The sequence below is a fragment of the Nocardia sp. NPDC004860 genome, assembly GCF_040609015.1.
In the GTDB taxonomy this organism is placed as follows: domain Bacteria; phylum Actinomycetota; class Actinomycetes; order Mycobacteriales; family Mycobacteriaceae; genus Nocardia.
In genome coordinates, this window is the sequence record NZ_JBEXJI010000003.1 from 289,686 (window position 1) to 314,231 (window position 24,546).

The window sequence follows — 24,546 nt, forward strand, 5'->3', positions numbered from 1 at the left end:
CTTATTTTGCCTTCCGCTTCACTCCAGGCGGTTCGCGGCCCTGTTACCCCGGTCTTCCCTCCTCCGCTGCGCTCCCCCGCTCCGTCAGTCCAGACCGGGGCGGGCCGCGAACTCTGGGTTCGTTCTATTTTTCAGGTGAGGTCCATCAGTCCTATTTTTCAGGCGCGGTCCATCAGTCCGACTCCAGGGTGACCGGGACATCGACCTCGCGGCCGTCGCGAATCAGGCGCACCGTCACGGTCTGCCCGATCTCGTGCGACTGCACCGCAACCGTCAGTTCCTCCGGACCCGACACATCGCGGTCCCCGACCTTCACGATCACGTCGCCCTCCACGATGCCCGCCTTGGCCGCCGGGCTACCGGCCTGCACATCGGCCACCGCCGCGCCGCTCATCACGTCATTGGCGACGATCTTGGTCTTGGCGCTGACTCCCAGCCGCGGGTGGTGCACCGAGCCGTCCCGGATCAGCGCCTGCGAGATCCGCTTGACCTGATCCACCGGAATCGCGAAGCCCAGGCCCACCGAACCGCCGCTCTCCGACTTGATGGCGGAGTTGATGCCGATCAGCCGGCCCTGCATGTCCACCAGCGCGCCACCGGAGTTGCCGTGGTTGATGGCCGCGTCGGTCTGCACGGCGTCCAGGGTGGCATCGGTGTCGGTGCCCTCGCCGCCCACCTTCACCGGCCGGTGCAGCGCCGACACGATGCCGGAGGTGACCGTCTTCTCCAGGCCCAGCGGCGAACCCAGGGCCAGCACGTCATCGCCGACCTGCACGTCATTGGAATTGCCGAGCTGGATCACCGCGAGGTTCTTCACATCGACCTTGAGCACCGCCAGGTCCGACTTGGTGTCGCGGCCCACGATCTGGGTCGGCACCCGCGAGCCGTCGGAGAACACCACATCCAGCTTGGCCTTACCCGACTTGTCATTGGCGGCCAGCGAGATCACGTGGTTGTTGGTGACGATGTAGCCGGCCCCGTCGATCACCACGCCGGACCCCGTGGACCCGGTGTCGCCCAGCCACGCCCGGACGGTGACCACCGCGGGCATGACGGCATTGACGACCTTGGTGATCTGGTTGTGCGATTCGACGGCCGCGGGCGCGGACTGCAGCGCCACCTTGCGGGAGGTCAGCGCGGAGGTCGACGAGCCGGTGAACGCCCCGACGAACCCGCCGAGCAAACCGATGACCGCCGCGATGACCGCGAGCAGCGCCAGCGCCTGCCAGGACACCCGGCCACCGAACAGCACCTCCCGCGCACCCAGCTTGGGTCCGGGCGTCAGCGCCTGCGGCCGGGTCTGCGCCACGGCCGGAGTGCCCAGGCGCGCGGCCGAATTCGGATCCCGCCACGGGTCGGCGGGCGCGGCCGGGGCGGTCGTCTCGGTCTTTGCCTCCGGGTCCCGCTGCAGCAGGTCGGTCGAACCCACCGGCCGACCGAACGCCTCCGCCAGCACCGCGTCCGGCGGGCGATTCCGAATCTCGGTATCCCCCTGCGGCGCCGCCCCCGCGGCACCCGCCGGCCGCGCCGCGAACGAGCCGTGCTGACCGTTCGGGCGGCGGAACGCACGCGCGGTGTGAGTGTCCACATGCGGCCGCAGGACCGGCCGCGGCCCCAGCACCGGTGCGTCCGACGGCCTCAGGTTCCCCCGATTGGCCGCCGAATCGGAAACCGCATCCCGCTCGGGCCCCGGGCCCGTGTTCTTCGATTCGGTGGTCACGCTATGGACTCTACTTGCGCCACCACGAGGTCCACCGCCTGCTGTCGAACGAATCTTGGCGCAGGCCGAAGGAACTCATGCCGCGCGCCAGCGGGCCCCGATCGCGGTCGGCGGGGTCGGGAGTCTGGTGATTGCCGCACTCCTGCAGCAACGCCCGCGGAATCCGGCTCAGCGTGTCGTGCAGGCTCAGCGGCGCGGAGATCTGATCCGAGGACTGCCGCAGCGCGATCCGGGCCTGCTGCTGGGCATCCACCTCGGCCGCGCACTCGCGGCACACGGAAATATGGTGGGCGGCACGCAGGTACGCGTTCATCCGCAGCTCGCCGTCCACATAGGCGGCGATGGCCTCACTGGCCAGATGCTCGGTGGGGGCGAAACGCGGGGGACGACGGTGCGGTCGGTCCTCGCCACTCATACGCTGCACACCCTTCCGGACGACTCGAGCTGTTCGGGCGACACCTGCCCGCGGGCGTGGTGTCCAGGAAGCGCGGGCGCAGTGCCCGCGGCTCACCCGACGTTTTCGGTCGCGGCGAATCGCCGCTCAATCCCATTATGCTCGAGGTGCTCGCGCAGTGCCTGACGTCCTCGGTGGATGCGGCTGCGCACGGTACCCAGCTTGACGCCCAGCGTCGCGCCGATCTCCTCGTACGACAGACCTTCGATGTCACAGAGCACCACCGCGGCACGGAACTCCGGGGCCAGCGAGTCCAGCGCGGACTGCAGATCCGGATCCAGGTTGGCGTCGTGATAGGCCTGCTCGGGACCCGGACCCTCGGAGGGCACCCGGTCGTAGTCCTCCGGCAGCGCCTCCATGCGGATGCGGTTGCGGCGGCGGACCATGTCCAGGAACAGGTTCGTGGTGATGCGGTGCAGCCAGCCCTCGAAGGTGCCGGGCTGATAGTTCTGCAGGGACCGGAAGACCCGGATGAAGGTTTCCTGGGTCAGATCCTCGGCGTCCTGCGGATCACCGGTGAGGCGGTAGGCCAGGCGATACACGCGATCAGCGTGCTCGCGGACCAGCTCGTCCCAGGTCGGCATCACGGAGCGATCGCCGGTGGCGTCGAAGGCTGCGGTGCCGGACAGGGCGGCCTCGTCATCGGCGGGGGACAGGAGAAGGTCGCTGTCCAGCGTGGTGTCGCTGTCCAGCGGCTTGATCTGCGGGTGCAGAGTGTTGGCGTGTTCACGCGCCGCGTCGACCATGTGGATGGGGTTACCTCCTACTCGGGACCGTGGACCCGGTATCGGGGACAACCAATCTGCTGGATCAGCTGTTCCCGATTCCGAGCCAGCGGTCGCTGGCCTGGCGTGAGCATTACTCTGGTCGGTCGTGATGTGGCCGCTGTATGCAGAGGCTGAGGGACACCTGAGAAAAATCGCCACACCGGCCGGTCACCGCCACGCCTTACCGGTGTATCGCCATTAGCCTCTACTTCGTGAGCCAGACTCCCGCGGCACAGAACCTGCAGCGCAACCTCGCCTACGTGGAGGAATCCGTCGCCGAGGACGACATCCTCGTCGGTGCGCGCGAGCGCGCCCTCGAACTCGGCGCGGCCCCGGTCGCGCCTGCGGTCGGCGCGCTGCTCAGCATGTATTCCCAGCTGCTGGGGGCGCGGGCCGTGGTCGAGGTCGGCACCGGGGCCGGGGTGAGCGGGCTGTGGCTGCTGGACGGCATGCGCGAGGACGGCACCCTGACCACCATCGACTCCGAGCCCGAGCATCAGCGCGCGGCCCGTGAGGCGTTCCGGTCGGCCGAGATCGCGCCGGCGCGCACCCGGCTCATCAACGGGCGGGCCCTGGATGTGCTGCCGCGGCTCGCCGATGGGGCCTACGACCTGGTCTTCATCGATGCCGCGCCGCTCGAGCACCCGCAGTATGTGGAGCAGGCGGTGCGGCTGCTGCGGGACGGCGGCGCGATCCTGCTGCACAATGCCCTGCTCGGGGGCCGGGTCCCGGACCCCGCCCAGCGCGACCCGCAGACCATGGCCGTGCGGGCGGCGACCCGCGCGATCGCCGAGGATCCGGACCTGACGAGTGTGCTGATCCCGGTCGGCGACGGGCTGCTCTGCGCTGCGCGCGGGTGAATTCAGCGCTGCGCGCACGTGAGATTCTGCGCTGCGCGCGGGTGAAAACTCAACGCCCGGTGTGGAATTCGATTCCATCGTGGCGTTCCGCGCGGCGATAGTCCGCGTGGCAACAACTGCGTTAAAAGAGCTTTCCCGGCGCGGAAATTCTCCGGTGACGAAGTGCCCGGACGTCTGGATTTCGTAAATCCTCGCGACTCGAGCCGAAAGCCCCTTGCCCTCCGCTTGAACGCGTGTTTAAGATATTAAACATGCGTTCAACCGACGATCTGACAACCCGGGCCCGGATTCGCGACGCCGCGATCACCGTGTTCGGGGAGCAAGGGTTCGGGGTCGGCGTGCGGGCCATCGCGGCCGCGGCGGGAGTCTCTGCCGGGCTGGTCAATCACCATTTCGGGTCCAAGGACGGGCTGCGGGAGGCGTGTGACGAGTGGGTCCGGGAGACGATCCGGGCCGCCAAGATGGAGTACATCGAGAACCCCTCGCCCGGCGGGCTCATGCGCCAGCTGGCCGAGATCGAGGAGTTCGCCCCGGGCATGGCCTACCTGATGCGCAGCTTTCAGGCGGGCGGGTCGCTGATGAAGACCTTCTTCGAGCACATGGTCGAGGACACCGAGCAGTACCTGCGCGCGGGCGTCGCGGGCGGGTCCATCAAGCCGATGCGCGACGTGCGGGCCACCGCGCGTTACGTGGCCACCAACAACGGCGGCGGCATGATGATGTTCCTGCAGCTCTACGCCGCCGAACAGCCGGGTCCCATCGACTTCCGCAAGGCGCTGCGCGAATACGCCGACCGGATGATGCTGCCCGCGCTGGAGATCTACACCCACGGCATGCTCACCGATTCCACGGCGCTGGACGCATTGACCAGTACTGCGCAATAACCCATCAACGTCGTTTTCCTACAAGGAGATTCGATGAACGTTCCTGCCAATCCCGTGATCGAAGTCCGGGATCTGCACAAGAACTTCGGGCAGGTGCGAGCCCTGGACGGTCTCGACCTCGAGGTCGCCGAGGGTGAGGTGCACGGTTTCCTCGGTCCGAACGGGGCCGGGAAGTCCACCACCATCCGCATCCTGCTGGGCATCCTGTCGCGCACCTCCGGTGAGGCCGTGGTGCTGGGCCGGGATCCGTGGACGGACGCGGTCGCTCTGCACCGCGACATCGCCTATGTCCCGGGCGATGTCACGCTGTGGCCGTCGCTGTCCGGCGGTGAGACCATCGATCTGCTGGCCCGCATGCGCGGCGGGATCGATCAGGATCGCCGCGCCGAGCTGATCGAGCGTTTCGAGCTGGATCCGGGCAAGAAGGCGCGCACCTATTCCAAGGGCAACCGGCAGAAAGTGGCTCTGGTGTCGGCGTTCTCGTCGAACGCCCGGCTGTTCCTGCTGGACGAGCCGACCTCGGGCCTGGATCCACTGATGGAGCAGGTGTTCAACGAGTGCGTGGCCGAGGCGGTGGCGCGCGGCACCACGGTACTGCTGTCCAGCCACATTCTGTCCGAGGTGGAGCGGCTGTGTGAGCGGGTGACGATCATCCGGGCGGGCAAGACCGTCGAGACCGGCACGCTGGCCGAGATGCGGCATCTCTCGCGCACCTCCATCACCGCCGAAATGATCGGCAGCCCAGGCGATCTCAGTCGCATCCCGGGAGTCGAGGACATCAGCGTCGAGGGCAATACCCTGCACGCCCAGGTGGACAGTGAACACCTGGGTGAGTTGATCCGGGTGCTCGGCGACGCCGGTGTGCGCAGCCTGGTCAGCCAGCCGCCGACGCTGGAAGAGCTGTTCCTGCGCCATTATTCGCTCGATGGTCGGGCTCCGGCCGACGAGCGCGAGCGGGTGTCGAAATGACCGCGGTCACCGCCACCGCGCCCCGCGCGTTCGAAACGCCGTCATTCGCGGGGGATTTCACCGGGACCTGGCAGCTGCTGCGGCTGTATCTGCGGCGCGACCGGATCATTCTGCCGCTGTGGGTGCTGTTGCTGTCGCTGCCGCTGGGCAGCGTGTACATCAAGAGCCTCGAGAAGATCTACCACACGCCCGCCGACTTCCAAGGCTTCGCCGACGGCATCCTGTCGAACCCTGCCGAACTGGCGATGTACGGGCCGATCTACAACACCAGCCTCGGCGCCTCGGGCGTCTGGAAGGCCGGGATGTTCTTCACGCTCATCGGCGTGGCCACCATCCTGACCGTCATCCGGCACACCCGGGCCGACGAGGAGACCGGGCGTACCGAACTGCTGGCCTCGACGCGGGTCGGGCGGTTCGCCGGACTGACCGCGGCGCTGATCGTGGCCTACGGTGGCGCGCTGGCCACCGGGCTGATCGGATTCGCCAGCATCGCGAGCACTTCCGTGCCGCGCTCCGGCTCGCTGGCCTTCGGTCTGGCGCTGGCCGGGTCGGGCATCGTGTTCGCGTCGGTGGCCGCGATCGCCGCCCAGCTGTCGGCCAGCGCCCGCGTGGCGCGCGGTATCGCCTTCGCGGTGCTGGGCGTGACGTACACGCTGCGCGCGGTCGGTGACGTGCGTGCCGCGGCGGGCCCGACCAGCCCGCTCACCTGGCTGGCCCCGCAGGGCTGGTCACTGCAGGTGCGGGCGTTCGCGGGCGATCACTTCGCGGTGCTGCTGCTGCACCTGCTCACCGCGACCGTGCTGACCGTCATCGCGTATTACCTACTGGCGCACCGGGATACCGGTGCCGGCCTGATCGCGGAGCGGCCGGGCGCACTCGCGGCCGGGCCCGCGCTGGGCAGCCCGCTCGGTCTCGCCTGGCGGCTGCAGCGCGGGACGCTGCTGGCCTGGACGGTCGGACTCGGGCTGTACGGGTTGATGATCGGCAGCGTGACGAACGGCGTCGGCAAGCAGCTGGGCAGCAGCCAGACCATTCGCGATCTGATCACCCGCATGGGCGGTTCCGAATCGCTGGAGAAGTCGCTGATCAGCTACGCGTTCACCATGGTCGCGCTGGGTGCGGCGGCCTACTCGGTGTCGGCGGCGCTGCGGCTGCACTCCGAGGAGAGCACCGCGCACGCGGAAGCCGTGCTCACCGGCGCGGTCTCCCGAACCCGTTGGGTGGCTTCGCATCTGACGTTCGCCCTGCTCGGACCCGCACTGGCGCTCGCGGTATCGGGCCTGCTCGGCGGCCTGATCTACGGTCGCGCCGCCGGTGACGTCGGTCAGAAGACCGGTCAGGTGCTCGGGGCCGCGCTGGTGCAGGTGCCCGCGGTGTGGACCTTCACCGCCATCACCGTCCTGTTGTTCGGTCTGCTGCCACGCTGGTCGACCGTGGCGTGGGGTTTCCTCACCGCCGCCATCGCGGTCTTCCTGCTGGGCTCGCTCGCGGGCGCACCCCAGTGGTTCCGCGATCTGAACCCGTTCGAGCACGCCCCGAAGGTGCCCGGCGAGGCGTTCACCGCCACCCCGCTGGTGGTGCTCGTGCTCGTGGACGTGGCATTGATCACGGTGGGGCTCATGGCATTCCGCCGCCGCGATCTCCGATCCGCCTAGCGCGACACCCCCGCGAACGCCCGCGCCGGACCGCCGGTGCGGGCGTTCGCTGTGACCCGGTGTGCCGGGTGGTCCCGATTCCGTTGCCGGCGAATCCCCAGTTGCCGGTGCGGGTACGGCGATCGGGCGGGGTGGGCGGTGCAAGGGCAGTGCTGAGGTCTGGATTCGGCCGGTGACGCGGTGGTACAGCAGAGGGGGATCGATTTTTGCTAGGAGGTGGGGGATATGTTCGAGGGACTGGCCCTCGGGGTACACCTACCGGCCGGATGGCTCTGGCCCGCACTGGTTTTCTTCGGCGGCATCATCTGCCTGGGGCTGCTGGTACTGCTACTGATCAGCGGAGCTCGTTTCGACGACCACGCGTCGCGGTACATGCCCACGACGACCAGTACGTGTGAACCGTTCTGCGGTGCACGTACTCCGGTGCCCGGATATCCGAACTGAACGGTCGTATCGAGGTTTCCGGACCGTCGGCGCGGATACTCCACGGAAATAGTTCGACGAGTGGGGGTACCCATGGCGCAGCGGATCCCGGCCGTGGTCGGGTTGTACTTCCGCGAGGCCGGGCAGTGGCGGCGCATCGCCGAATTCCGGCTCGCCGCGGACGGTCGCGCCACCTTCCGGACGGTGGACCCGGTCGAAGGACTGGTCGCCCGCGTCTGGTACCACCAGGGCGTCGACATTCTCGGCGAGAACCGCACCGTGCTGCCCGAGGACGGCGCGTCCTTCCTGCGAGCGCTGCTGCAGCCGTTCGGTTTTCGCGACTACTGGTTCCGCGACGACAGTTCGCCGCGCAGCGGGCGCAGCCGCACCGGGCACGCGGTCTCGCGGAGCGCGGCCGCGGTACGCCCGGACGCCTGCGACAAGGACTGCGCGGCAGCGGAGCCGGATTGCCGGTGCGCCGGGGATCGAGCGCCGGCCGATGTCACTCCGCAGCCGCACGAGGAGCGGTCGCACCGTCCGGTGTCCCGGCCCGCCGCCTGGCGGCTGCTGGACGCGGACATCCTCCGATTCTGAAGCGCCGCACCGGATCCGCTACAGGCTGTTGGCCAGCAGCGCGTACTGCGCGGCCGCCTTCTTCTGGGCGTCGGAATCATTGGTCCCGTTCACCACGCCCACGTACTGCTTGTAGCTGACGTAGCAGCGGCTCGGCGACTTGTCCGAGGTGCGGTGCACGCACTTGACGTCGGGCACCTTGTCCGGCCCGCTGGTCGTGGATTCCTGCAGGTTGCTGATCATGCCGGTCACGAAATCCGCGCTCGCCTTGCCATCTCGCAGCCGGATGACGAAATTACCATCGGCACTGGACATTTCGTCGGCGCCGCCATCGGACACCAGCTTGGTCCAGTAGGCCATGTCGTCGGAGGGCAGGATGAGCCAATTGGCCGGGAACACCGCGAAATTGTCGGGGTCGACGGTCCTGTGGTCACGATCGGTCACCAGGGTGCGGGCCAGCAGGCGATCGGGATCGACCGGCAGCTGCGAGATCTGGTCGTTCGGGGTCTCCTGGAAGGCGTCCAGCGTCGGGACCTGGGCGTCGAGGGTCTTCTTGGCCCAGGACAGCAGATCCTTCTGATCGGCGCTGGGGCGCAGGATGAACAGCGAGATCACGAAGTCCTTGCGCGCCATGGTCAATCCGATGTTCGGCACGCCCGGCCGCCAGTGCGCGTAGGCGTCCGGGTAGTCGGGCAGGGTGAGCTTCTGGTTCACGTTCAGCGCGACATTGAAGTCGGCGTCCTCGAGTTCGCGGGCGGCCAGCTTGGCATTGTCGGCGGACGGGAAGCGCAGCACGCGGGTGGTGATGGTGGTGCCGTTCGGATCCGGATTGTCGTTGACGTCCTCGCGGTCCGAGCCGCTGGCCGCGAAACCGGCCACGAAGCCGCGGTTGGTCAGCACGCCCTTGACCGCGGAGGACAGGTGGCTGACATTCACCACATCGTCGACCGTGGACAGCACCACGCCGCCGCGGCCGATATTGAGATGGGAGTCGATCTTCACCGCCGGGGCGACGGCCGCGGTCATGCGGATGCCCTCGAGGGTGTTGCCCTTGCCACCGTTGTTGCGGTCGTAGGCGTAGCGGTTCACCGGATAGGACCCGGTGTCCAGGGTGCGGACATCCAGCTCACCGGGAACCGGGGTGCCGGACCTACCGCATCCGGACAGCAGGGCGGTCAAGGTGAGGCAGGTGACGGCGGTGACGACACGTCCCGGACGGCGCATGGTGATCCCTCCCGCGCGGCCCGTCGGCGGCGGCGCTCCATGCACAGATTTTCGGACCAGCATCGGCCGGATGTCCACTCTTATCCGTGTCGCTCGCCCGGCCGGATGGACTGAAATGCCTGGTAGTCAGACCCAGATGCCCTTGCCGACGGTCACCACGCCGCCATTGCTCACCGCGAAACGCTCCCGATCCCGGTCCAGATCCACACCGATGATCTCGCCCTCCGTCACCACCACGTTCTTGTCCAGAATGGCGTGCCGCACCACCGCGCCCCGGCCGATCCGCGCGCCCGGCATGAGCACACTGCCCTCCACCGTCGCACCGTCCTCCACCAGCACATTCGAGAACAGCACCGAATTGCGCACCGTCGCCGCCGACAGAATGCTGCCCGCGCCCACGATCGACTCCTGGGCCAGGCCGCCGCGGCCGAACTTGGCGGGCGGCAGATTCTCGGCCGCACCGCGAATCGGCCAGTGCTTGTTGTAGAGATCGAAGACCGGATCCACCGACACCAGATCCATGTGCGCCTCGTAGAAGGCGTCGATGGTGCCGACATCGCGCCAGTAACCGCGGCTGCGCTCGGTCGCGCCGGGCACCACATTGGTGGAGAAGTCGTAGACCGCGGCCGCGCCCGACCGCACCAGGCTCGGAATGATGTCGCCGCCCATGTCGTGGTCGGAGTCGTTGTCGTCGGCGTCGGCGCGAATGGCGTCCACCAGCACCTTGGTGCTGAACACGTAGTTGCCCATGGAGGCGAAGGTGACATTCGGATCGTCGGGGGTACCGGGCGGATGCACCGGCTTCTCCAGAAAGCCGATGATGCGGCCGGATTCGTCGGAATCGATGCAGCCGAAGGCGCTCGCCGTACTGCGCGGCACCCGGATGCCCGCCACCGTCACGCCCGCCCCGGAGTCGATGTGCGCCTGCACCATCTGCTCCGGATCCATCCGGTACACGTGGTCCGCGCCGAAGACCACGATGTACTCCGGGTCCTCGTCGTAGATCAGGTTCAGCGACTGCATGATCGCGTCCGCGCTGCCGGTGTACCAGCGCGGGCCCAGCCGCTGCTGCGCCGGCACCGGGGTGATGTACTCCCCGCCGAAGCCCGACAGCCGCCAGGTCTGGGAGATGTGCCGATCCAGCGAATGCGACTTGTACTGCGTCAGTACGCAAATGCGCAGGTAACCCGCATTCACCAGATTCGACAGCACGAAGTCGATGAGCCGGTACGCGCCGCCGAAGGGAACCGCGGGCTTGGCGCGGTCCTTGGTGAGCGGAAAGAGTCGCTTGCCCTCGCCACCGGCGAGCACGATCCCGAGTACGTGCGGCTGGCTCCTCACACCCCTGAAACTACCGGTTGTGCCCGAACACGGAATGTCCAGCTGGTGCCGTGTTCATCGCGATCTCGCGGGCCACCTCGATTGGTTAGCCCGCGAGCTAACGTTTAGTTTGGACCGGTGAGTTACCGCGCGGACGGAGCTCGCGGACTGCGAGTGGCCCTGATGACCCGCGAATACCCGCCGGAGGTGTACGGCGGGGCGGGGGTGCACGTCACCGAACTCGTCCCGCGGTTGCGGCGGCTGTGCGATGTCACCGTGCACTGCATGGGGGTCGCGCGCGCGGATGCCGTGGTGCACCAACCGGATCCGATGCTCTACGCGGCGAATTCCGCCTTGCAGATGATGTCCGCGCAGCTGCGCATGGCCGAGGCCGCGAGCTTCGCCGACGTGGTGCACTCGCACACCTGGTACACCGGGCTCGCGGGGCATCTGGCCGGCGAGCTGTACGGGATCCCGCATGTGCTGACCGCGCATTCACTGGAACCGCGACGGCCGTGGAAGGCCGAGCAACTCGGCGGGGGTTACCGGCTGTCCTCGTGGTCGGAACACAATGCCATGACCCACGCCGACGCCGTCATCGCGGTGAGCGCGGGTATGCGCGCCGATGTGCTCGCCGCCTACCCCCACATCGATCCCGCCAAAGTCCACGTGGTGCACAACGGCATCGACGCCGACGTCTGGCATCCGGGCGGTCCCGCGTCCGGCTCGCGGGACGTGCTCACCGAACTCGGCGTGTCCCAGGGACGGCCCATCGCGGCCTTCGTCGGGCGCATCACCCGGCAGAAGGGCGTCTCGCATCTGCTGGCCGCGGCCCGGCATCTGGATCCGGACATTCAGCTGGTGCTGCTGGCCGGGGCCGCCGACACACCCGCCATGGAGGCCGAGGTGGCGGCGTCGGTGCGGGCGCTGCGGGCCGACCGCGACGGCGTGTTCTGGATCAAGGAGATGCTGCCCACCGAGCTGGTGCGGCAGGTGCTCGCGGCCGCAACGGTTTTCGTGTGCCCGTCGGTGTACGAGCCGCTGGGCATCGTGAATCTGGAGGCCATGGCCTGCGGGACCGCGGTGGTGGCCTCGGATGTGGGCGGGATTCCGGAGGTGGTGGTGCCCGGGGAGACCGGGCGGCTGGTCCACTACGACGAGACCGCGCCCCGGGACTACGAGCGCGGCTTGGCCCGCGCGGTGAACACCGTTGCGGCGGACCCGGTCACGGCCGCCGCGATGGGGGCGGCCGGCCGCGACCGGGCGATCGGCGCCTTCGACTGGAACCGGATCGCCGCGCGCACCGCGCACATCTACGACCTGGTCCGCAAGGGATAGCCGGGCGCCGGTTCAGGCGGTCAGGGGATACCGCATGAACACATCGGCCCGGTCATAGGGACTGGGCGGCAGCTCCGAGGGCGGCACGTGCACGAAACCCATGGCCTCGTACAGGTGCACGGCACTGGCCAGCCGGGCATTGCTGGCCAGGAAGAACTCGGTCGCGCCCAGATCGCGCACCCGCTCGATGGCGGTGGCCAGCACCACCCGGCCGATGCCTCGGCCCCGCAAGCGCGGCGACACGGCCATTTTCGACAGCTCGAACACGCCCGGCTCCTCCTGGACCAGGGCGACGCAGCCGACGGCCTCGCCGTCCAGCCGGGCGATCAGCACCTCGCCGCCGTGATCGACGATGGCCTGCGGATTGTCGAGGGTGGCCAGGTCGGCGGGCTCGACCGAGAAGATGGTCTCGATCCACTCCAGGTTCAGGTCCTTGAAGGCGCGGGCGTCGTCGGGCGAGGACATCGGCGCGACCACGATCGAATCGAGTTCCGGGGCGCGGGCTTCCGTCTGCTGAGTCACCAGGAAAGCATGTCGGACGTCGAACCATAACGTCCAATACTTGATAGCTGCGATCGATATGATCAACTTATGAACCCCGGTGTGGAGCTGCGGCACCTGCGCTACTTCCTGGCGGTCGCGGAGGAACTGCACTTCGGGCGGGCCGCCGCCCGCCTGCACATCGCCCAGCCCGCCCTCACCCAGCAGATCCAGCGCCTGGAAACCCTGCTCGGAACCCGGCTCTTCGACCGGACCTCGCGCACCGTCGCGCTCACTGCCGCGGGAATCGTGCTGCGCGAGCGTGCCCGCGCCCTGCTCGGCCACGCCGAACGCGATCTGGCCGAGGTCACCCGCATCGGCCAGGGCGGTCAGGGCACGCTGTACCTGGGCTTCGTCCCCTCGGTGCTGCCGCTCGAACCACTGCGCGGGGTCCGCGAATTCCGTGAACGCTTCCCGCTCGTGCAGGTCGACCTGGTCGAAGGGTTCACCAGCCACCTGATGGAGCGCCTCGCCAACGGCACTCTCGACATGGCCATCGTCCGCGACCCCGACGAGCAACCCGGCACCGTCACCGTCCCCCTGATGACCGAGCCGTTCGTGGCGATCCTCCCCGCCGACCACCCCGACGCCGGACGCCCCACCGTCACCGGCGCCGAACTCGCCGAGAATCCGCTGGTCTTCTTCCCGCGCGCCGCGGGCGGACTCGCCTACGAGAAGAACCTCGCGCCGCTCCTGGAATCCGGCCGCCCCCCTCGCATCGTCCAGGAGGCCACCAACTGGACCATCATCCTCTATCTGGTCGCCGCGGGCCTCGGCGTCACCATCGCCCCACGCAGCGCCACCTTCACCGCCCCCGACTCGGTCCGCATCATTCCCCTCGCCGAAACCGACGCCGCCACAACGATTTACATCGCCACCCGGGCGGACGACACCCGCCCCCTGGTCCGCAATCTCCTCGACCTGCTCCCGAACCGCCCGAAACCGCCGGAACCGCTCGGCCTCAGCGCGGGCGATACACCGAGATCGTGACCGACGCGGTCACCGGCATCGGATCAGGAAGGGCCGCAATCTGTTCCGCCCGCCCCTCGGCCGCATGAAACGCCGACGGCCCCATGGCCGCCACATTCGCCACATCCTCGTGTGAGAGCTCCATCGTGTACTCGACCGCATCGTGTCCCACCAAATCGAAGCGCTCCCCGAGCGATTCGGCGAGCCGATCCGCCTTGGCCGCATCCACACTCACCATCCCGAGCGGCTCGATCAGCTCACCCAGATGCCGCAAGGTCGGCGTCACCACCACGAACCGCCCCTCGTCCCCCAGTACCCGCGCCACCTCGTCCGCATTCCGCGGCGCGAACACCGACACCACCGCCCCCATCACGCCATCCCGCACCGGCAGCCCGCGCCACGCATCAGCCAGCACCGACCCGCCCCGCGCATGCGCTCGCGCCGCTCGCCGCGCCGCCGCCTTCGACACATCGAGGGCGACTCCCCGACCCTCCGGCACGGCATCCAATACGGCTGCCAAGTAATACCCGGTCCCCGCCCCGATCTCGAGCAGTGCCGGGCCGCCCGTAGTGCCCTCACGCGCCGACGAATTCGGGCCGGCCAACGGATTCTCCGCCGCCGTCGCGGGCCGGTCGACGGCGGACTCCCGAGGCGTGGCATGGGCCTTCCCACGGCTCTCCGCAGCCCGACGGGATTCGGGTGCGGGGGTCCCATCTTCGGACAGGAGGGTGGTGGCGAGCCGTGCTGCGGAGGCCGAGGTGACGGTCATTCCGGGTGCGAGGGTTCCGGGGCGGAAACGCCGATGCCGGGTCGGCGTGGCTGGGCCAGGTTTGCGTGGAATGTGGGAGCTCGCCGGGTCGGCGGTGCCACCGTGTTGCCGGGCTGCGGGTGGGTGCGTGGGCGAAGTGGCAGCCGTGGGGGAGTCCGCTCCGAATACTGCTGTGTCGGAATCAGTTACGGGGCGGGGGGTGGCGTCTCGGTGGGGTAGGGCTGCTGCGACGGTCTCGGCCAGGGCGGCGGCGATGGGGGCGAAATGCCCTGCGGTTTGAAAGGCGGTGCGGGCGTCGAGCATGGTGGGGGTGTCGCCGGTCATTTTGGTGGACGCGCCGGTGAGGAGGCTGATGTAGCCCTGCTTGGCCAGGTCGAAGCTGTGGCCGTGCGGGCAGCGCAGGGTGCGGGCGGGCGGGGCGCCGGCCGCGGGGTCGGCGACGGGAGCCGTGAGGGGCAGGCCGCACTGCGGGCAGGCCAGCAGGTCGGCACAGGCCAGGAGCCGTTCCGCGGGGGAGGGCTCGGCAGTGCCGACTATGGGGGGATATGAGTTGTCGTTCACCGTGATACCGGTAAGCCTGGGAGCCCCCGGGATTCTCGAGGGGGTTCGGGGGCGAAGCCCCTGAGAGTCCCGGGAGTTGGGCTCACCGGCACCGGCGAGTCGATCGATCAGCTGGTGACTTTGACGAGTTCGTCACCGAGCGCCGCGGCTTCATCCGGCGTGAGCTCGACGACCAGACGCCCGCCACCCTCGAGTGGAACCCGCATCACGATTCCACGCCCTTCCTTGGTTGCCTCGAGGGGACCGTCCCCGGTGCGGGGCTTCATGGCCGCCATCCTCTGCTCCCTCCAGATCTGCGCGGTCTGCTGCGCACTTTCATGGAACTCCAGTTGTCACCAACCAGGCAGCCCGCCGGCATGTGGCGGGCTACACCATGCCCATTCTTCCCTATCGCGGATCGAGGCGGGTACCTGAGTTCCAAAAACCGACCGTCGTGGCGTTCAGCGAGTACCGACATTCACCCAGCAATCGGCGATGTGATCGTCTACCATCCCCGTCGCCTGCATGAGTGCGTATGCGGTCGTCGGTCCCACGAATTTGAACCCGCGTCGCTTGAGTTCTTTTGCGAGAGCGGTGCTTTCGGTGGTGACAGCGGGCACGTCGGACATGCTCCGCGGGCGCTTGCGCGAGGCCGGCGCATAGGACCAGAGCAGGGCGTCCAGGCTCTCGCCGAGATCGCGGGCAACCCGCGCATTGTGGACGCTCGCCAGTATTTTGGCCCGATTGCGAACAATGCTGGGATCCGCCATGAGGCGTTCGACATCGGCATCCCCGAACCCCGCCACCCGTTCGATCGCGAAGCCCTGGAATGCGGTCCGGAAGGCGGGCCGCTTCCGCAAAATCGTGATCCACGCCAACCCCGACTGAAACGCCTCGAGGCACATTCGTTCGAATAGCGCGTCATCGCCGTGCAGCGGTCGTCCCCACTCCTGATCGTGGTAATCCCGATAAAGCTGGGAGCCTTCCGCCCATCCGCACCGAATCAGTCCGTCGGTGCTCGCGTCCGCGGTCATCGTGCGCCCGGCTCTTCGCCGTGCTCCGTCGGGACGGCCGATTCGGCCGGGAGCACCTGGGGGACCGCCGCCTCGCTCGGCCCGGACTTCGAATCGGCGCCGGGCTCGGCGGTCGGCTCCGCCGCGGCCTCCGCTCCGGTCACGCGGGCGAGTTCGCCCTCGAGTTCGTCGATGCGTGCGGCCAGCCGGGTCAGGGCCCAGTCCACCTCGCCCGCCTTGTACCCCCGGAACACCTGCTGGAAGCGCAGCGCCCGCACATCGCAGCCGCTGATCCCCGTCGCGGGCAGCACGGTGACGGTCGTCCCCTCCGGCAGCGGCCCGAGCTCCTCCGACCGCCCGAAGATCGCACTGGCCACCAGGAACAGCAGCGCGGCGACCAATCCGACGATCAGCACGTACAGCAGCATCGTGAGCATGCCCCGAGCTTAGGGCCCGCCCGCAGCGCAGTCCGCCCGTACCCCTGGCGGAAACGCGCCCTCGAATTCCGCACTCCCCCAAAGGGAGAACAAAGTCAGGGAGCTCTCGGCGCGGGATTCGGGCGAATTCCGCGCTGAGAGCTCCCTGATCGTGATTGCTACAGGTGGCGGGTGGTGTCGATGGAGAGGGACATGCCGGCCAGGCCGCGTCGGCGGACGGACAGTTTGTCGGCGATGTCGAGCAGGGCCTTGCCCGACGAGCTCTCCGGGGCGCGCAGCACGATGGGGGTGCCCTCGTCGCCGGCCTCGCGCAGCTGCTGCTCGATCGGGATCTGGCCCAGCAGCGGGACATTCGCGCCGATGGCACGGGTCAGGTTGTCGGCCACGGTCTGGCCGCCGCCGGCGCCGTAGAGCTCCATGCGGGTGCCGTCGGGCAGATCGAGCCAGGACATGTTCTCGATGACACCGGCGATGCGCTGGCGGGTCTGCAGGGCGATGGAGCCCGCGCGCTCGGCGACCTCGGCGGCGGCCAGCTGCGGGGTCGTCACGACCAGGATCTCCGCGTTCGGAATGAGCTGGGCCAGCGAGATGGCCACGTCGCCGGTGCCGGGCGGCAGGTCCAGCAGCAGGATGTCGAGGTCGCCCCAGAAGACGTCGGCCAGGAACTGCTGCAGCGCGCGGTGCAGCATCGGGCCGCGCCACACCACGGGGGTGTTGCCCTGGGTGAACATGGAGATCGAGATGACCTTCACGTCGTGCGCGATGGGTGGCAGGATCATGCGCTCGACCTGGGTGGGCCGCTGCTCGGTGCCCAGCATGCGGGGCACACTGTGGCCGTAGATGTCGGCGTCGAGCACGCCCACCGAGAGGCCCTTGGCGGCCATGGCGGCGGCGAGATTGACGGTGACCGACGACTTCCCGACACCGCCCTTGCCGGAGGCGACCGCGTACACGCGGGTGAGCGAGCCGGGCTGGGCGAAGGGAATGACCGGTTCCGCGGCGTCACCGCGCAGCTTCCGGCGCAGTTCGGTGCGCTGCTCGTCGCTCATGACGTCCAGCTCGACCGTGATGGCGCCGACTCCGGCCACGTCGGCGACGGCCTTCGTGACCCGTTCCTGGATGGCGGATTTCATCGGGCAGGCCGATGTCGTCAGGTAGATCACAACGTGGACACCGCTATCCGCGCCGACCTCGACGCTCTTCACCATGCCCAGCTCGGTGATCGGCTTCCGGATCTCCGGGTCGATCACCTTCGCGAGCGCGACCCGCACATCCGATTCCATAACCACTGGCATGCGCCCAAGTCTAGGAGCGCCGTCGGCCGTGCCGTTTTCGCCCTCCGCTTATACCCGGGGCGGGTGTGCCGGGGCGTGGTCGGAGGCGTGGGTGGCGGGGTCTAGATGCGAGGCAGCGCGGCGGCCGCCGGGGAGATCCCCGAGCCGTACGCGGTCTCCCACGCCATGACGTTCGCGACGTAGGCCATGGAGTTGTTGTAGCGCAGGATGGCCCGGGTCTGCTGGCCCGGATCATGCATGTCGAGGCCGCCCGAGCAGAGGTACTTGCCGGCGGTGAGCGCCGCGTCGTACATGTTCTGCGGATCGGCGACGCCGTCGCCATTGCCGTCGGCCGCGTACTTGCGCCAGGTTTCGGGCAGGAACTGCATGGGGCCCACGGCGCGGCGGTAGCTGCCGGACAAGCCGTCCAGGTCGCCGCCGTCGGAGGTCGCGACCACGTTGTTCCCGGCCAGCCTGCCGTCGAGGATCGGGCCGTAGACGGATTCGAGCGGATAGCCGTTGTCGTCGATTTTGCCGTAGCCGTGGGTGGATTCGACCCGGCCGATGCCGGCGAGCAGATTCCACTGCATATTGCAGGTCGGATTCTCCACGGCGAGAATGCGTTCCGCGTTCTCGTAGGCGTCCTGCGCGACGCCCGGCATGCCGAGCGGCCCGGCGGCGCGCGCCGACGGCACCCGGCCGTCCGGCTGCGCCACGGACTTGACCTCCGGAGGGCCAACGGGCGCAACCTGTTTGGCCTCGTGCAGCAGCGGTTCCGGTGCGGCGGCCGGTATTACGGCTGCCTCGGGTTCGGGTAGCTGTTCCTCGCTGTCGTTCGACAGCTGGTGCTGGACGGTAGCCGCGAGCTTGTCGGCGATGTTCCCGTCGCCGGCTCCGGTAACTGTGGCCAGTCCGGCGGGCACGAGCCCGGTCAATGCGATGACCGATCCACGGCGAACTTTCGGGACCGGGGGTTTGCGGTGACGACCCACTGTGTGGTGACCCTCCATTGCCATCGGTTGATACCGGGGGGATGCAACGAAGGTCAGGTTACCTTATCCGAGACCTTCCTGTTACCCCTTCGTGACCAACTCTCAGGATTTGAAGGAAACGCAAGTCAGACGCGAGTTCCGGAGCGGCGCGCCGGAACTCGCGAATCACACCATCGTTACGGCGCGGGCGCGGGGGCCGGCGCCGGAAGCGGAATCGTGATGCCGAACGGCAGTGTGATGCCGGGGGCCGGGGTGGTGGTCGTGGTGGCGTCCGGAGTGGTTTCGGCCCCGGCCCCGGCCTCGGGTTCGGGCGTCCCGGAGGGCGTGACCGTTTGCTGGTCCTGCGGTTGCTGGACGGCCTGCTGCGGCTGATCCTGCGGCTTCTGGCCCTGCTGTCCCTGCTGACCCGTCTGGGTGTTGCAGGTGGTGACGGCGGGCTGATCCTTGACCACCGGCTTGCCGTCGGGTCCGAACTGCTGCTCCGCCGGCTTGCCGTTCTCGGCCGTGGCGGCGTCCTCGGGCTTGGACTTGTCCTCGGTGTCCGGTGCGCCGGGGACCTTGTCGGCCTTCTGATCCGGCTGCTGCGCCGGAACCGTCACCTGCTCACAGGGATTCGCGGGCACCACCGGAGCCGGGCAGAAGATGCCGCACGGGATCGGCGGCAGGCCCGGGATGGTGATCATCACCTGGGTCGGCGTCGGCGGGGTGGTCTGTCGCGTGGTGTCGGGCGCCTCGGTGGCCGGGATCGTGGTCGAGGCCACCGTGATATCCGGGCCGTTGACCGGAACGTAGTTGTTGGGCACCAGATCCGGTGAGATGCTCACCTGCTGCGGGGCGCCGCCGGTCTTGTAGGCGTTGGCCCAGCTGAGCACGTTGGCCGCGTACGACACCGAATTGTTGTAGCGCAGCACGGCCCTGAGCTGCTGCTGCGGATCGGCCAGATCCATGCCGCCCGAGCACAGGTACTTGCCCGCCGCCAGCGCCGCGTCGAAGACATTGTTGGGATCCGGTGTGCCGCTGCCCTTTCCATTGGCGGCGTACACCGACCAGGTGCCGGGCAGGAACTGCATGGGGCCGATAGCCCGCACGAAACTGCCGTCGCTGGCCTTGATGATCTCGTTGCCGGGCAGCGTCCCGTCCAGGGCCGGGCCGTAGATCGGCGAGACCGTCGTGCCGGCGGCGTCGGTGCGGCCGTTGTTGGCGTGGTTGGACTCGATGCGGCCGATGCCGGCCAGCAGGTACCAGGGCAGATGGCAGTTCGGGTCCGAAGACTGCAGCGCCAGTTCGGCATTGCGGTAGGCGGCCAGCACGATCTCCGGAATGCCCAGCACGCCACTGCCGCCGGGCAGCGCGATGTCCTGCAGCGGCACGGTGCCGCCGAAGAGCGGCGAGCCGTCGGCGGGCGGGGTCATTGCGCTGAGTTTGCGGGGGGCCTCGGGAGCCGCCGGAACCAGGCCGACGGTCTGATCCGAGGGGGTGTCGGCGGGACCGTTCACGCTCGCGGTGTGCGCGGAGGCGGCCGCCAGCAATGCGTCCGGCGCGGCCTGCGGGGCCACGGTGTGGACGGTCGTATTGGTGGCGGAACCGGCGGTGACCAGGCCCGCAATCAACAGTGCCGACGCTGTCACCGGAGCAGAAATTCTCTTCGCCACCACACAATCCCCTCAGTCGTGCGGCCGGTGCCCCGTGGTGACACTCATACAGCGGCTGTGTCTGGGTCGGTCGCTCGGAACAACGTGATCCAGGTTACCCATGAGTCAGCTAGATCGGAACAATTTCGGTGGTCAGTCGCCATCTTTTTGTGGCGAAATTGCGACCTCATCGGGCTTCCGATCGGTACCCTTCTTTGCTTTCTTGGGCTTCGCGACCTCGTCGCCGACCGTCAGTTTCTCCAATCTGACCAGGGATTCCTTGATGTCGTCCAGTTCCCGGCGCACGTAGTCGCGCGTGGCGACCTCGCCCACGGCCAGCCGCAGCGCGGCGAGCTCACGCGCCAGGAATTCGGTGTCGGCTTTCGTCTGGGCCGCTCGTGACCGGTCCTCCTCGAGCGAGACCCGATCGCGATTGTCCTGGCGGTTCTGCGCCAGCAGGATCAGCGGCGCGGCGTAGGCGGCCTGGGTGGAGAACGCCAGATTCAACAGGATGAACGGATACGGGTCCCACTGCAGCCGCAGCGCGAACACATTGAGCAGGATCCACACCACCACGATGACGGTCTGGATTACCAGGTAGCGGCCGGTACCGAGGAAGCGGGCCACCTTCTCGCTGGAACGGGCCATCGCCTCGGGATCCCAGTCGAGGCCGCGGAAGCGGCTCTGGACCGGAGTCTCCAAACGCTGGCGGGCGCTGAGTTTTTCGAGCCGTTCGCTCATGCGCGGCCTCCCGTCCCCTCGATCACGGGCATGCCGTGCGCATCGTGATGGTCTTCGTCCTGCTCGCGCCAGTCCTCGGGCAGCAGGTGGTCGAGCACGTCATCGACGGTGACGGCTCCCAGGAGATGATTCTCCGCGTCCACCACCGGCCCGCACACCAGGTTGTAGGTGGCGAAGTAGCGGGTCACGGCGGTGAGCGGGGCATCGGGCCGCAGCTGCACCAGATCGGTGTCGACGATGCCGCCGACCAGGTTCGCGGGCGGTTCCCGCAGCAGCTGCTGGAAGTGCACACAGCCCAGGTAGCGGCCGGTCGGGGTGGCCGTGGGCGGACGCACCACGAAGGCCATCGACGCCAGGGCCGGAGTCAGCTCGGGATCGCGGATGCGGGCCAGCGCCTCGGCGACCGTGGTGGAGGCGGTGATGACGATCGCGTCGGGCGTCATCAGACCACCGGCGGTGTAGGGCGCGTGCTCGAGCAGGCGGCGCACCGGCTCGGAGTCCTCCGGATCCATCAGCGCCAGCAGCGATTCCGCCTCGCCCTCGGGCAGCTCGCCCAGCAGGTCGGCGGCGTCGTCGGGGTCCATGGCCTCGAGCAGATCGGCCGCACGTTCCACACCGAGCTGCTCGAGCAGTTCCACCTGGTCGTTCTCGGGCAGCTCCTGGACCACGTCGGCCAGCCGCTCGTCGTCGAAGGCGGCCGCCACCTCGATGCGGCGCTTGAGCGGCAGTTCGCGCAGCATGTGCGCGACGTCGGCGGGTCGCATGCCCTCGAACTGCCCGAGCAGCTGGGTGACGTCCTGGCCGGGCAGGTTCAGCTCGGTCTGGGTGAGGCCGCGCACCTGCGCCCAGTCGACCACGTGCACCGCGCCGCGCCGGCCGAAGCCCACCCCGAGGCGGCGGCGTTCGCGCACGGCGACCCGGGATACCACCCAGTCGCGGGTGCGGCCCTGCTCGATACCCAGGTCGACCACCACCACGTCCGTGCTCGCCAGCTGTGGCAGCTCGGGATCGGAGACGCGGACCGTGGAGTCGAGAATCTGCGCGATGGCCAGCAGCTCGCCGGGCCGCTGCTCGAAGCGGCGCACGCTGATGGTGCCCGTGGTGAGGGTGATCGCGCCGGGGTCGATGGTCTGTACCCGCAGCATGGGCACGAAAATCCGCTTCCGGGTGGGCAATTCGACGAGTACGCCCAGGACTCGGGGTTGCTGGCGGTCATAACGTATCGAGATCACGATGTCCCGGAGGCGGCCGATAGACTCGCCGTCCGGTCCCAGTACCACCAAGCCCGCCAGCCGGGCGGCGAAAACCTTCGTCGCTGCCATGTTTGGTAAGGCTAGTGGGTCGAACGCGTCCTAAATGTCGCGCCACGTGAAGGAGTGAGCCATGACATCGCGCCGATCGGTGCTCGCCGTCCCCGGCAGCAACCCGCGCATGATCGAGAAGGCCAAGGGACTGCCCGCCGACGAGGTGTTCCTGGATCTCGAGGACGCGGTCGCGCCGGCGGCGAAGGCGGCCGCCCGGGCGAACATCGTGGCGGCCCTCAACTCCGGCGGCTGGGGCGCCCAGATCCGCGTTGTGCGGGTCAACGATTGGACCACCGAGCACACCTATGCCGACGTCATCACGGTGGTGGAGGGCGCGGGCTCGGAGCTGGACGCCATCCTGCTGCCGAAGGTCACCGACGCCGGGCAGGTGCAGGCCCTGGATCTGCTGCTGACCCAGCTGGAGAAGGCCAACGGGCTGCCGGTCGGCCGGATCGGGATCGAACCGCAGATCGAGAACGCGCTCGGGCTGCGCAATATCGACGCCATCGCCACCGCGAGCCCGCGGGTGCAGACCCTGGTGTTCGGGCCCGCCGACTTCATGGCCTCGATCAATATGCGCACCCTGGTGGTGGGCGAGCAGCCCGAGGGCTACGAGCCGGGTGACGCCTACCACCACATCTATATGACGATCCTGCTGGCGGCCCGCGCCCACGGCCTGCAGGCCATCGACGGCCCCTACCTGGCGGTCCGCGACATCGACGGCTTCCGCCGCAACGCATCCCGCACGGCCGCACTGGGTTTCGACGGCAAATGGGTGCTGCACCCGGATCAGATCACCGCCTGCAACGAGATCTTCAGCCCGCGCCAGGCCGACTACGACCGGGCCGAGGAGATCCTCGACGCCTACGCGTTCCACACCTCGGCCGAGGGCGGCGCCCGGGGCGCGGTGATGCTCGGTGACGAGATGATCGACGAGGCCAGCGCGAAGATGGCTCAGGTGATCGCTGACAAGGGCAGGGCGGCCGGAATGGCGCGAACCACGCCTGCGCTGTGAATCGGGCACGGCGAATCGGCGTCCGTCAACGCGAAATAGCATGATGGAGTCATGACGAATCCCATGGGGAATCCGAGCCGGGGCCGTCCCGGCCTGCCGACGCCACCGTCGGGCTGGCCGGTCGGCTCCTACCCGACCTATGCCGAGGCGCAGCGGGCGGTCGACTACCTGGCCGACAACCAGTTCCCGGTGGAGGGCGTGACCATCGTCGGCGTCGACCTCATGCAGGTCGAGCGGGTGCTGTACCGGCTGACCTGGGGCAAGGTCATTGGCGGCGGCATGGTTTCGGGCGCTTGGCTGGGCCTGTTCCTGGGTCTGTTGCTGAGCATGTTCACCTCCGGCGGGGCCATCGGCCCGCTGGTGGTCGGCCTGGTCGGCGGCATCATCTTCGGCCTCATCTCCGCGTCCATCCCGTACGCGGCCACCCGGGGTCAGCGCGACTTCGCCTCCACCATGCAGCTGGTGGCCGGTCGCTACGACGTGCTGTGCGACCCGAAGACCGCCGAGCAGGCGCGCGACATGCTCGCCAGGCTGGCCATCTAGATCCATGGAGGTACTGGATCAGGTCCGGGCCGCGGTGCTCGGTCATTTCGAGGTGGAGTCCGCGGACGCGGCGTCGGTGACGTTCCTGGGTTTGGAGCCCATCGACATCCTGCGCATCCCGGACGGTGAGTTCGTGCACTACGCCACGCTGGGCGGTTCCCGGCATCCGATGACGGATCCGGCCGCGGCGCTGGCCGATCCGGTGCGCGGGCCGCGCGCGGAGCTGGTGCTGACGCTGCGCGGCGGTGCGGGCGCGGGTTCGGGGCTGACCCGCACGCTGGGCGTGCTGGTGGCGGCGCCCGCAGTGGAAGGTGTTGTGCTGCAAGCGGATGCGCTGCTCGATCTGGGAGAACCGTTGTGGACCAACGCGCCGTTCACCGCGGTGCTGCTGGGTGTGAGTGACATCCCGGAGGTGGCGCTGCCGGAACCCGCTGAGCCCGTGCGGTTCCTGACGGTCGCGCCGATCACCGCGACGGAGGCGGCATGGGTGCGGATTCGCGGCGCGGCGGCGTTGCGCGACGCCTGGGCCGAGGCGGAAATCGATGTGCGTGATCCCGCCCGGGCCGCAGCGTCGCTCTGATCGACCGCCGC

At 68.7% G+C, this 24,546-nt stretch carries 25 protein-coding genes and 2 pseudogenes; 11 read left to right on the plus strand and 16 right to left on the minus strand.

Annotated features, from left to right (window positions below):
* Nucleotides 1–172 precede the first annotated feature (172 nt).
* The 3 genes from ABZV44_RS08990 to sigE all read right to left on the minus strand — a co-directional run bounded on the left by ABZV44_RS08990 (nt 173) and on the right by sigE (nt 2,920).
* The gene (locus tag ABZV44_RS08990) at nt 173–1,720 is read right to left on the minus strand and encodes a trypsin-like peptidase domain-containing protein (protein WP_354833621.1); all 1,548 of its coding nucleotides are present in this window, start codon (nt 1,718–1,720) and stop codon (nt 173–175) included.
* Nucleotides 1,721–1,730: 10 nt separating this feature from the next.
* The gene (locus ABZV44_RS08995) at nt 1,731–2,135 is read right to left on the minus strand and encodes a hypothetical protein (RefSeq protein ID WP_354833623.1); all 405 of its coding nucleotides are present in this window, start codon (nt 2,133–2,135) and stop codon (nt 1,731–1,733) included.
* Between the two features lie 92 nt (nt 2,136–2,227).
* Entirely contained in the window at nt 2,228–2,920 is a 693-nt protein-coding gene (gene sigE, locus ABZV44_RS09000; RefSeq protein WP_354833625.1) for an RNA polymerase sigma factor SigE, read from the minus strand.
* Between the two features lie 233 nt (nt 2,921–3,153).
* On the opposite strand from sigE, the gene ABZV44_RS09005 reads away from it, so the two are divergent.
* The 6 genes from ABZV44_RS09005 (at nt 3,154) to ABZV44_RS09030 (ending at nt 8,326) form a co-directional block, all read left to right on the plus strand.
* Complete coding sequence (locus ABZV44_RS09005; protein WP_354833627.1) at nt 3,154–3,801, plus strand: O-methyltransferase; 648 nt, start codon at nt 3,154–3,156, stop codon at nt 3,799–3,801.
* Nucleotides 3,802–4,052: 251 nt separating this feature from the next.
* Nucleotides 4,053–4,685 (plus strand): TetR family transcriptional regulator, encoded by a 633-nt coding sequence (locus tag ABZV44_RS09010; RefSeq protein ID WP_354833629.1) that lies wholly within the window; start codon nt 4,053–4,055, stop codon nt 4,683–4,685.
* Between the two features lie 33 nt (nt 4,686–4,718).
* A complete protein-coding gene (locus ABZV44_RS09015) occupies nt 4,719–5,654 on the plus strand; it encodes an ABC transporter ATP-binding protein (protein ID WP_354833631.1) in 936 nt (311 codons plus the stop codon).
* On the plus strand, nt 5,651–7,309 hold the full coding sequence (locus tag ABZV44_RS09020) for an ABC transporter permease (protein WP_354833633.1): 1,659 nt from the start codon (nt 5,651–5,653) through the stop codon (nt 7,307–7,309). Before ABZV44_RS09015 ends, ABZV44_RS09020 begins: the two co-directional genes overlap by 4 nt.
* Nucleotides 7,310–7,534: 225 nt before the next feature.
* Nucleotides 7,535–7,753 (plus strand): hypothetical protein, encoded by a 219-nt coding sequence (locus ABZV44_RS09025; protein WP_354833635.1) that lies wholly within the window; start codon nt 7,535–7,537, stop codon nt 7,751–7,753.
* 60 nt (nt 7,754–7,813) lie between these two features.
* On the plus strand, nt 7,814–8,326 hold the full coding sequence (locus ABZV44_RS09030; RefSeq protein ID WP_354833636.1) for a hypothetical protein: 513 nt from the start codon (nt 7,814–7,816) through the stop codon (nt 8,324–8,326).
* Nucleotides 8,327–8,344: 18 nt separating this feature from the next.
* Here the strand turns inward: ABZV44_RS09030 and ABZV44_RS09035 are convergent, their stop codons facing one another.
* Together ABZV44_RS09035 and glgC are read right to left on the minus strand one after the other, a co-directional pair.
* Nucleotides 8,345–9,529 carry a hypothetical protein gene (locus tag ABZV44_RS09035; protein ID WP_354833638.1) on the minus strand — a complete coding sequence of 395 codons (1,185 nt, stop codon included), beginning with the start codon at nt 9,527–9,529 and terminating at the stop codon, nt 8,345–8,347.
* Nucleotides 9,530–9,655: 126 nt separating this feature from the next.
* Nucleotides 9,656–10,870 (minus strand): glucose-1-phosphate adenylyltransferase, encoded by a 1,215-nt coding sequence (glgC, locus tag ABZV44_RS09040; RefSeq protein ID WP_354833640.1) that lies wholly within the window; start codon nt 10,868–10,870, stop codon nt 9,656–9,658.
* 147 nt (nt 10,871–11,017) lie between these two features.
* On the opposite strand from glgC, the gene glgA reads away from it, so the two are divergent.
* Entirely contained in the window at nt 11,018–12,187 is a 1,170-nt protein-coding gene (glgA, locus tag ABZV44_RS09045) for a glycogen synthase (protein ID WP_354834088.1), read from the plus strand.
* Between the two features lie 12 nt (nt 12,188–12,199).
* Here the strand turns inward: glgA and ABZV44_RS09050 are convergent, their stop codons facing one another.
* Nucleotides 12,200–12,709, minus strand: a complete 510-nt coding sequence (locus ABZV44_RS09050; RefSeq protein WP_354833641.1) for a GNAT family N-acetyltransferase — start codon at nt 12,707–12,709, stop codon at nt 12,200–12,202.
* Between the two features lie 69 nt (nt 12,710–12,778).
* Here ABZV44_RS09050 and ABZV44_RS09055 point away from each other — a divergent pair, with 69 nt between their 5' ends.
* Nucleotides 12,779–13,717 carry a LysR substrate-binding domain-containing protein gene (locus ABZV44_RS09055; protein ID WP_354833643.1) on the plus strand — a complete coding sequence of 313 codons (939 nt, stop codon included), beginning with the start codon at nt 12,779–12,781 and terminating at the stop codon, nt 13,715–13,717.
* Here ABZV44_RS09055 and ABZV44_RS09060 read toward each other — a convergent pair.
* From ABZV44_RS09060 to ABZV44_RS09105, 10 genes and pseudogenes are all read right to left on the minus strand, one after another.
* Nucleotides 13,689–14,252: pseudogene (locus ABZV44_RS09060) on the minus strand (methyltransferase domain-containing protein); the annotation flags it as partial. The gene ABZV44_RS09055 and the pseudogene ABZV44_RS09060 overlap by 29 nt on opposite strands.
* Nucleotides 14,253–14,702: 450 nt before the next feature.
* Nucleotides 14,703–14,948, minus strand: a pseudogene (locus ABZV44_RS09065) (putative RNA methyltransferase); the annotation flags it as partial.
* Nucleotides 14,949–15,133: 185 nt separating this feature from the next.
* A complete protein-coding gene (locus tag ABZV44_RS09070; RefSeq protein ID WP_083869218.1) occupies nt 15,134–15,301 on the minus strand; it encodes a DUF3117 domain-containing protein in 168 nt (55 codons plus the stop codon).
* 165 nt (nt 15,302–15,466) lie between these two features.
* Nucleotides 15,467–16,039: a DNA-3-methyladenine glycosylase I gene (locus ABZV44_RS09075; protein WP_354833646.1), complete on the minus strand. Its 573-nt coding sequence runs from the start codon at nt 16,037–16,039 to the stop codon at nt 15,467–15,469.
* Nucleotides 16,036–16,455, minus strand: a complete 420-nt coding sequence (locus tag ABZV44_RS09080; RefSeq protein ID WP_354833648.1) for a DivIVA domain-containing protein — start codon at nt 16,453–16,455, stop codon at nt 16,036–16,038. The genes ABZV44_RS09075 and ABZV44_RS09080 overlap by 4 nt, the downstream gene beginning before the upstream one ends.
* 158 nt (nt 16,456–16,613) lie before the next feature.
* The gene (locus ABZV44_RS09085) at nt 16,614–17,750 is read right to left on the minus strand and encodes a P-loop NTPase (RefSeq protein ID WP_354833649.1); all 1,137 of its coding nucleotides are present in this window, start codon (nt 17,748–17,750) and stop codon (nt 16,614–16,616) included.
* Between the two features lie 101 nt (nt 17,751–17,851).
* Complete coding sequence (locus tag ABZV44_RS09090; protein WP_354834091.1) at nt 17,852–18,739, minus strand: lytic murein transglycosylase; 888 nt, start codon at nt 18,737–18,739, stop codon at nt 17,852–17,854.
* Between the two features lie 158 nt (nt 18,740–18,897).
* Nucleotides 18,898–20,349, minus strand: coding sequence for a lytic transglycosylase (locus tag ABZV44_RS09095; RefSeq protein ID WP_354833651.1), 1,452 nt, complete (start codon nt 20,347–20,349; stop codon nt 18,898–18,900).
* Nucleotides 20,350–20,505: 156 nt separating this feature from the next.
* On the minus strand, nt 20,506–21,093 hold the full coding sequence (locus tag ABZV44_RS09100) for a DUF1003 domain-containing protein (protein WP_354833653.1): 588 nt from the start codon (nt 21,091–21,093) through the stop codon (nt 20,506–20,508).
* Nucleotides 21,090–22,415 carry a CBS domain-containing protein gene (locus tag ABZV44_RS09105; RefSeq protein WP_354833655.1) on the minus strand — a complete coding sequence of 442 codons (1,326 nt, stop codon included), beginning with the start codon at nt 22,413–22,415 and terminating at the stop codon, nt 21,090–21,092. The genes ABZV44_RS09100 and ABZV44_RS09105 overlap by 4 nt, the downstream gene beginning before the upstream one ends.
* Nucleotides 22,416–22,476: 61 nt before the next feature.
* Here ABZV44_RS09105 and ABZV44_RS09110 point away from each other — a divergent pair, with 61 nt between their 5' ends.
* The 3 genes from ABZV44_RS09110 to ABZV44_RS09120 are packed head-to-tail and all read left to right on the plus strand — an operon-like array spanning nt 22,477 to nt 24,535.
* Complete coding sequence (locus tag ABZV44_RS09110; protein ID WP_354833657.1) at nt 22,477–23,412, plus strand: CoA ester lyase; 936 nt, start codon at nt 22,477–22,479, stop codon at nt 23,410–23,412.
* Nucleotides 23,413–23,463: 51 nt separating this feature from the next.
* Nucleotides 23,464–23,955 (plus strand): general stress protein, encoded by a 492-nt coding sequence (locus ABZV44_RS09115; RefSeq protein ID WP_354833658.1) that lies wholly within the window; start codon nt 23,464–23,466, stop codon nt 23,953–23,955.
* Between the two features lie 4 nt (nt 23,956–23,959).
* Entirely contained in the window at nt 23,960–24,535 is a 576-nt protein-coding gene (locus ABZV44_RS09120; protein WP_354833660.1) for a suppressor of fused domain protein, read from the plus strand.
* Nucleotides 24,536–24,546 lie beyond the last annotated feature (11 nt).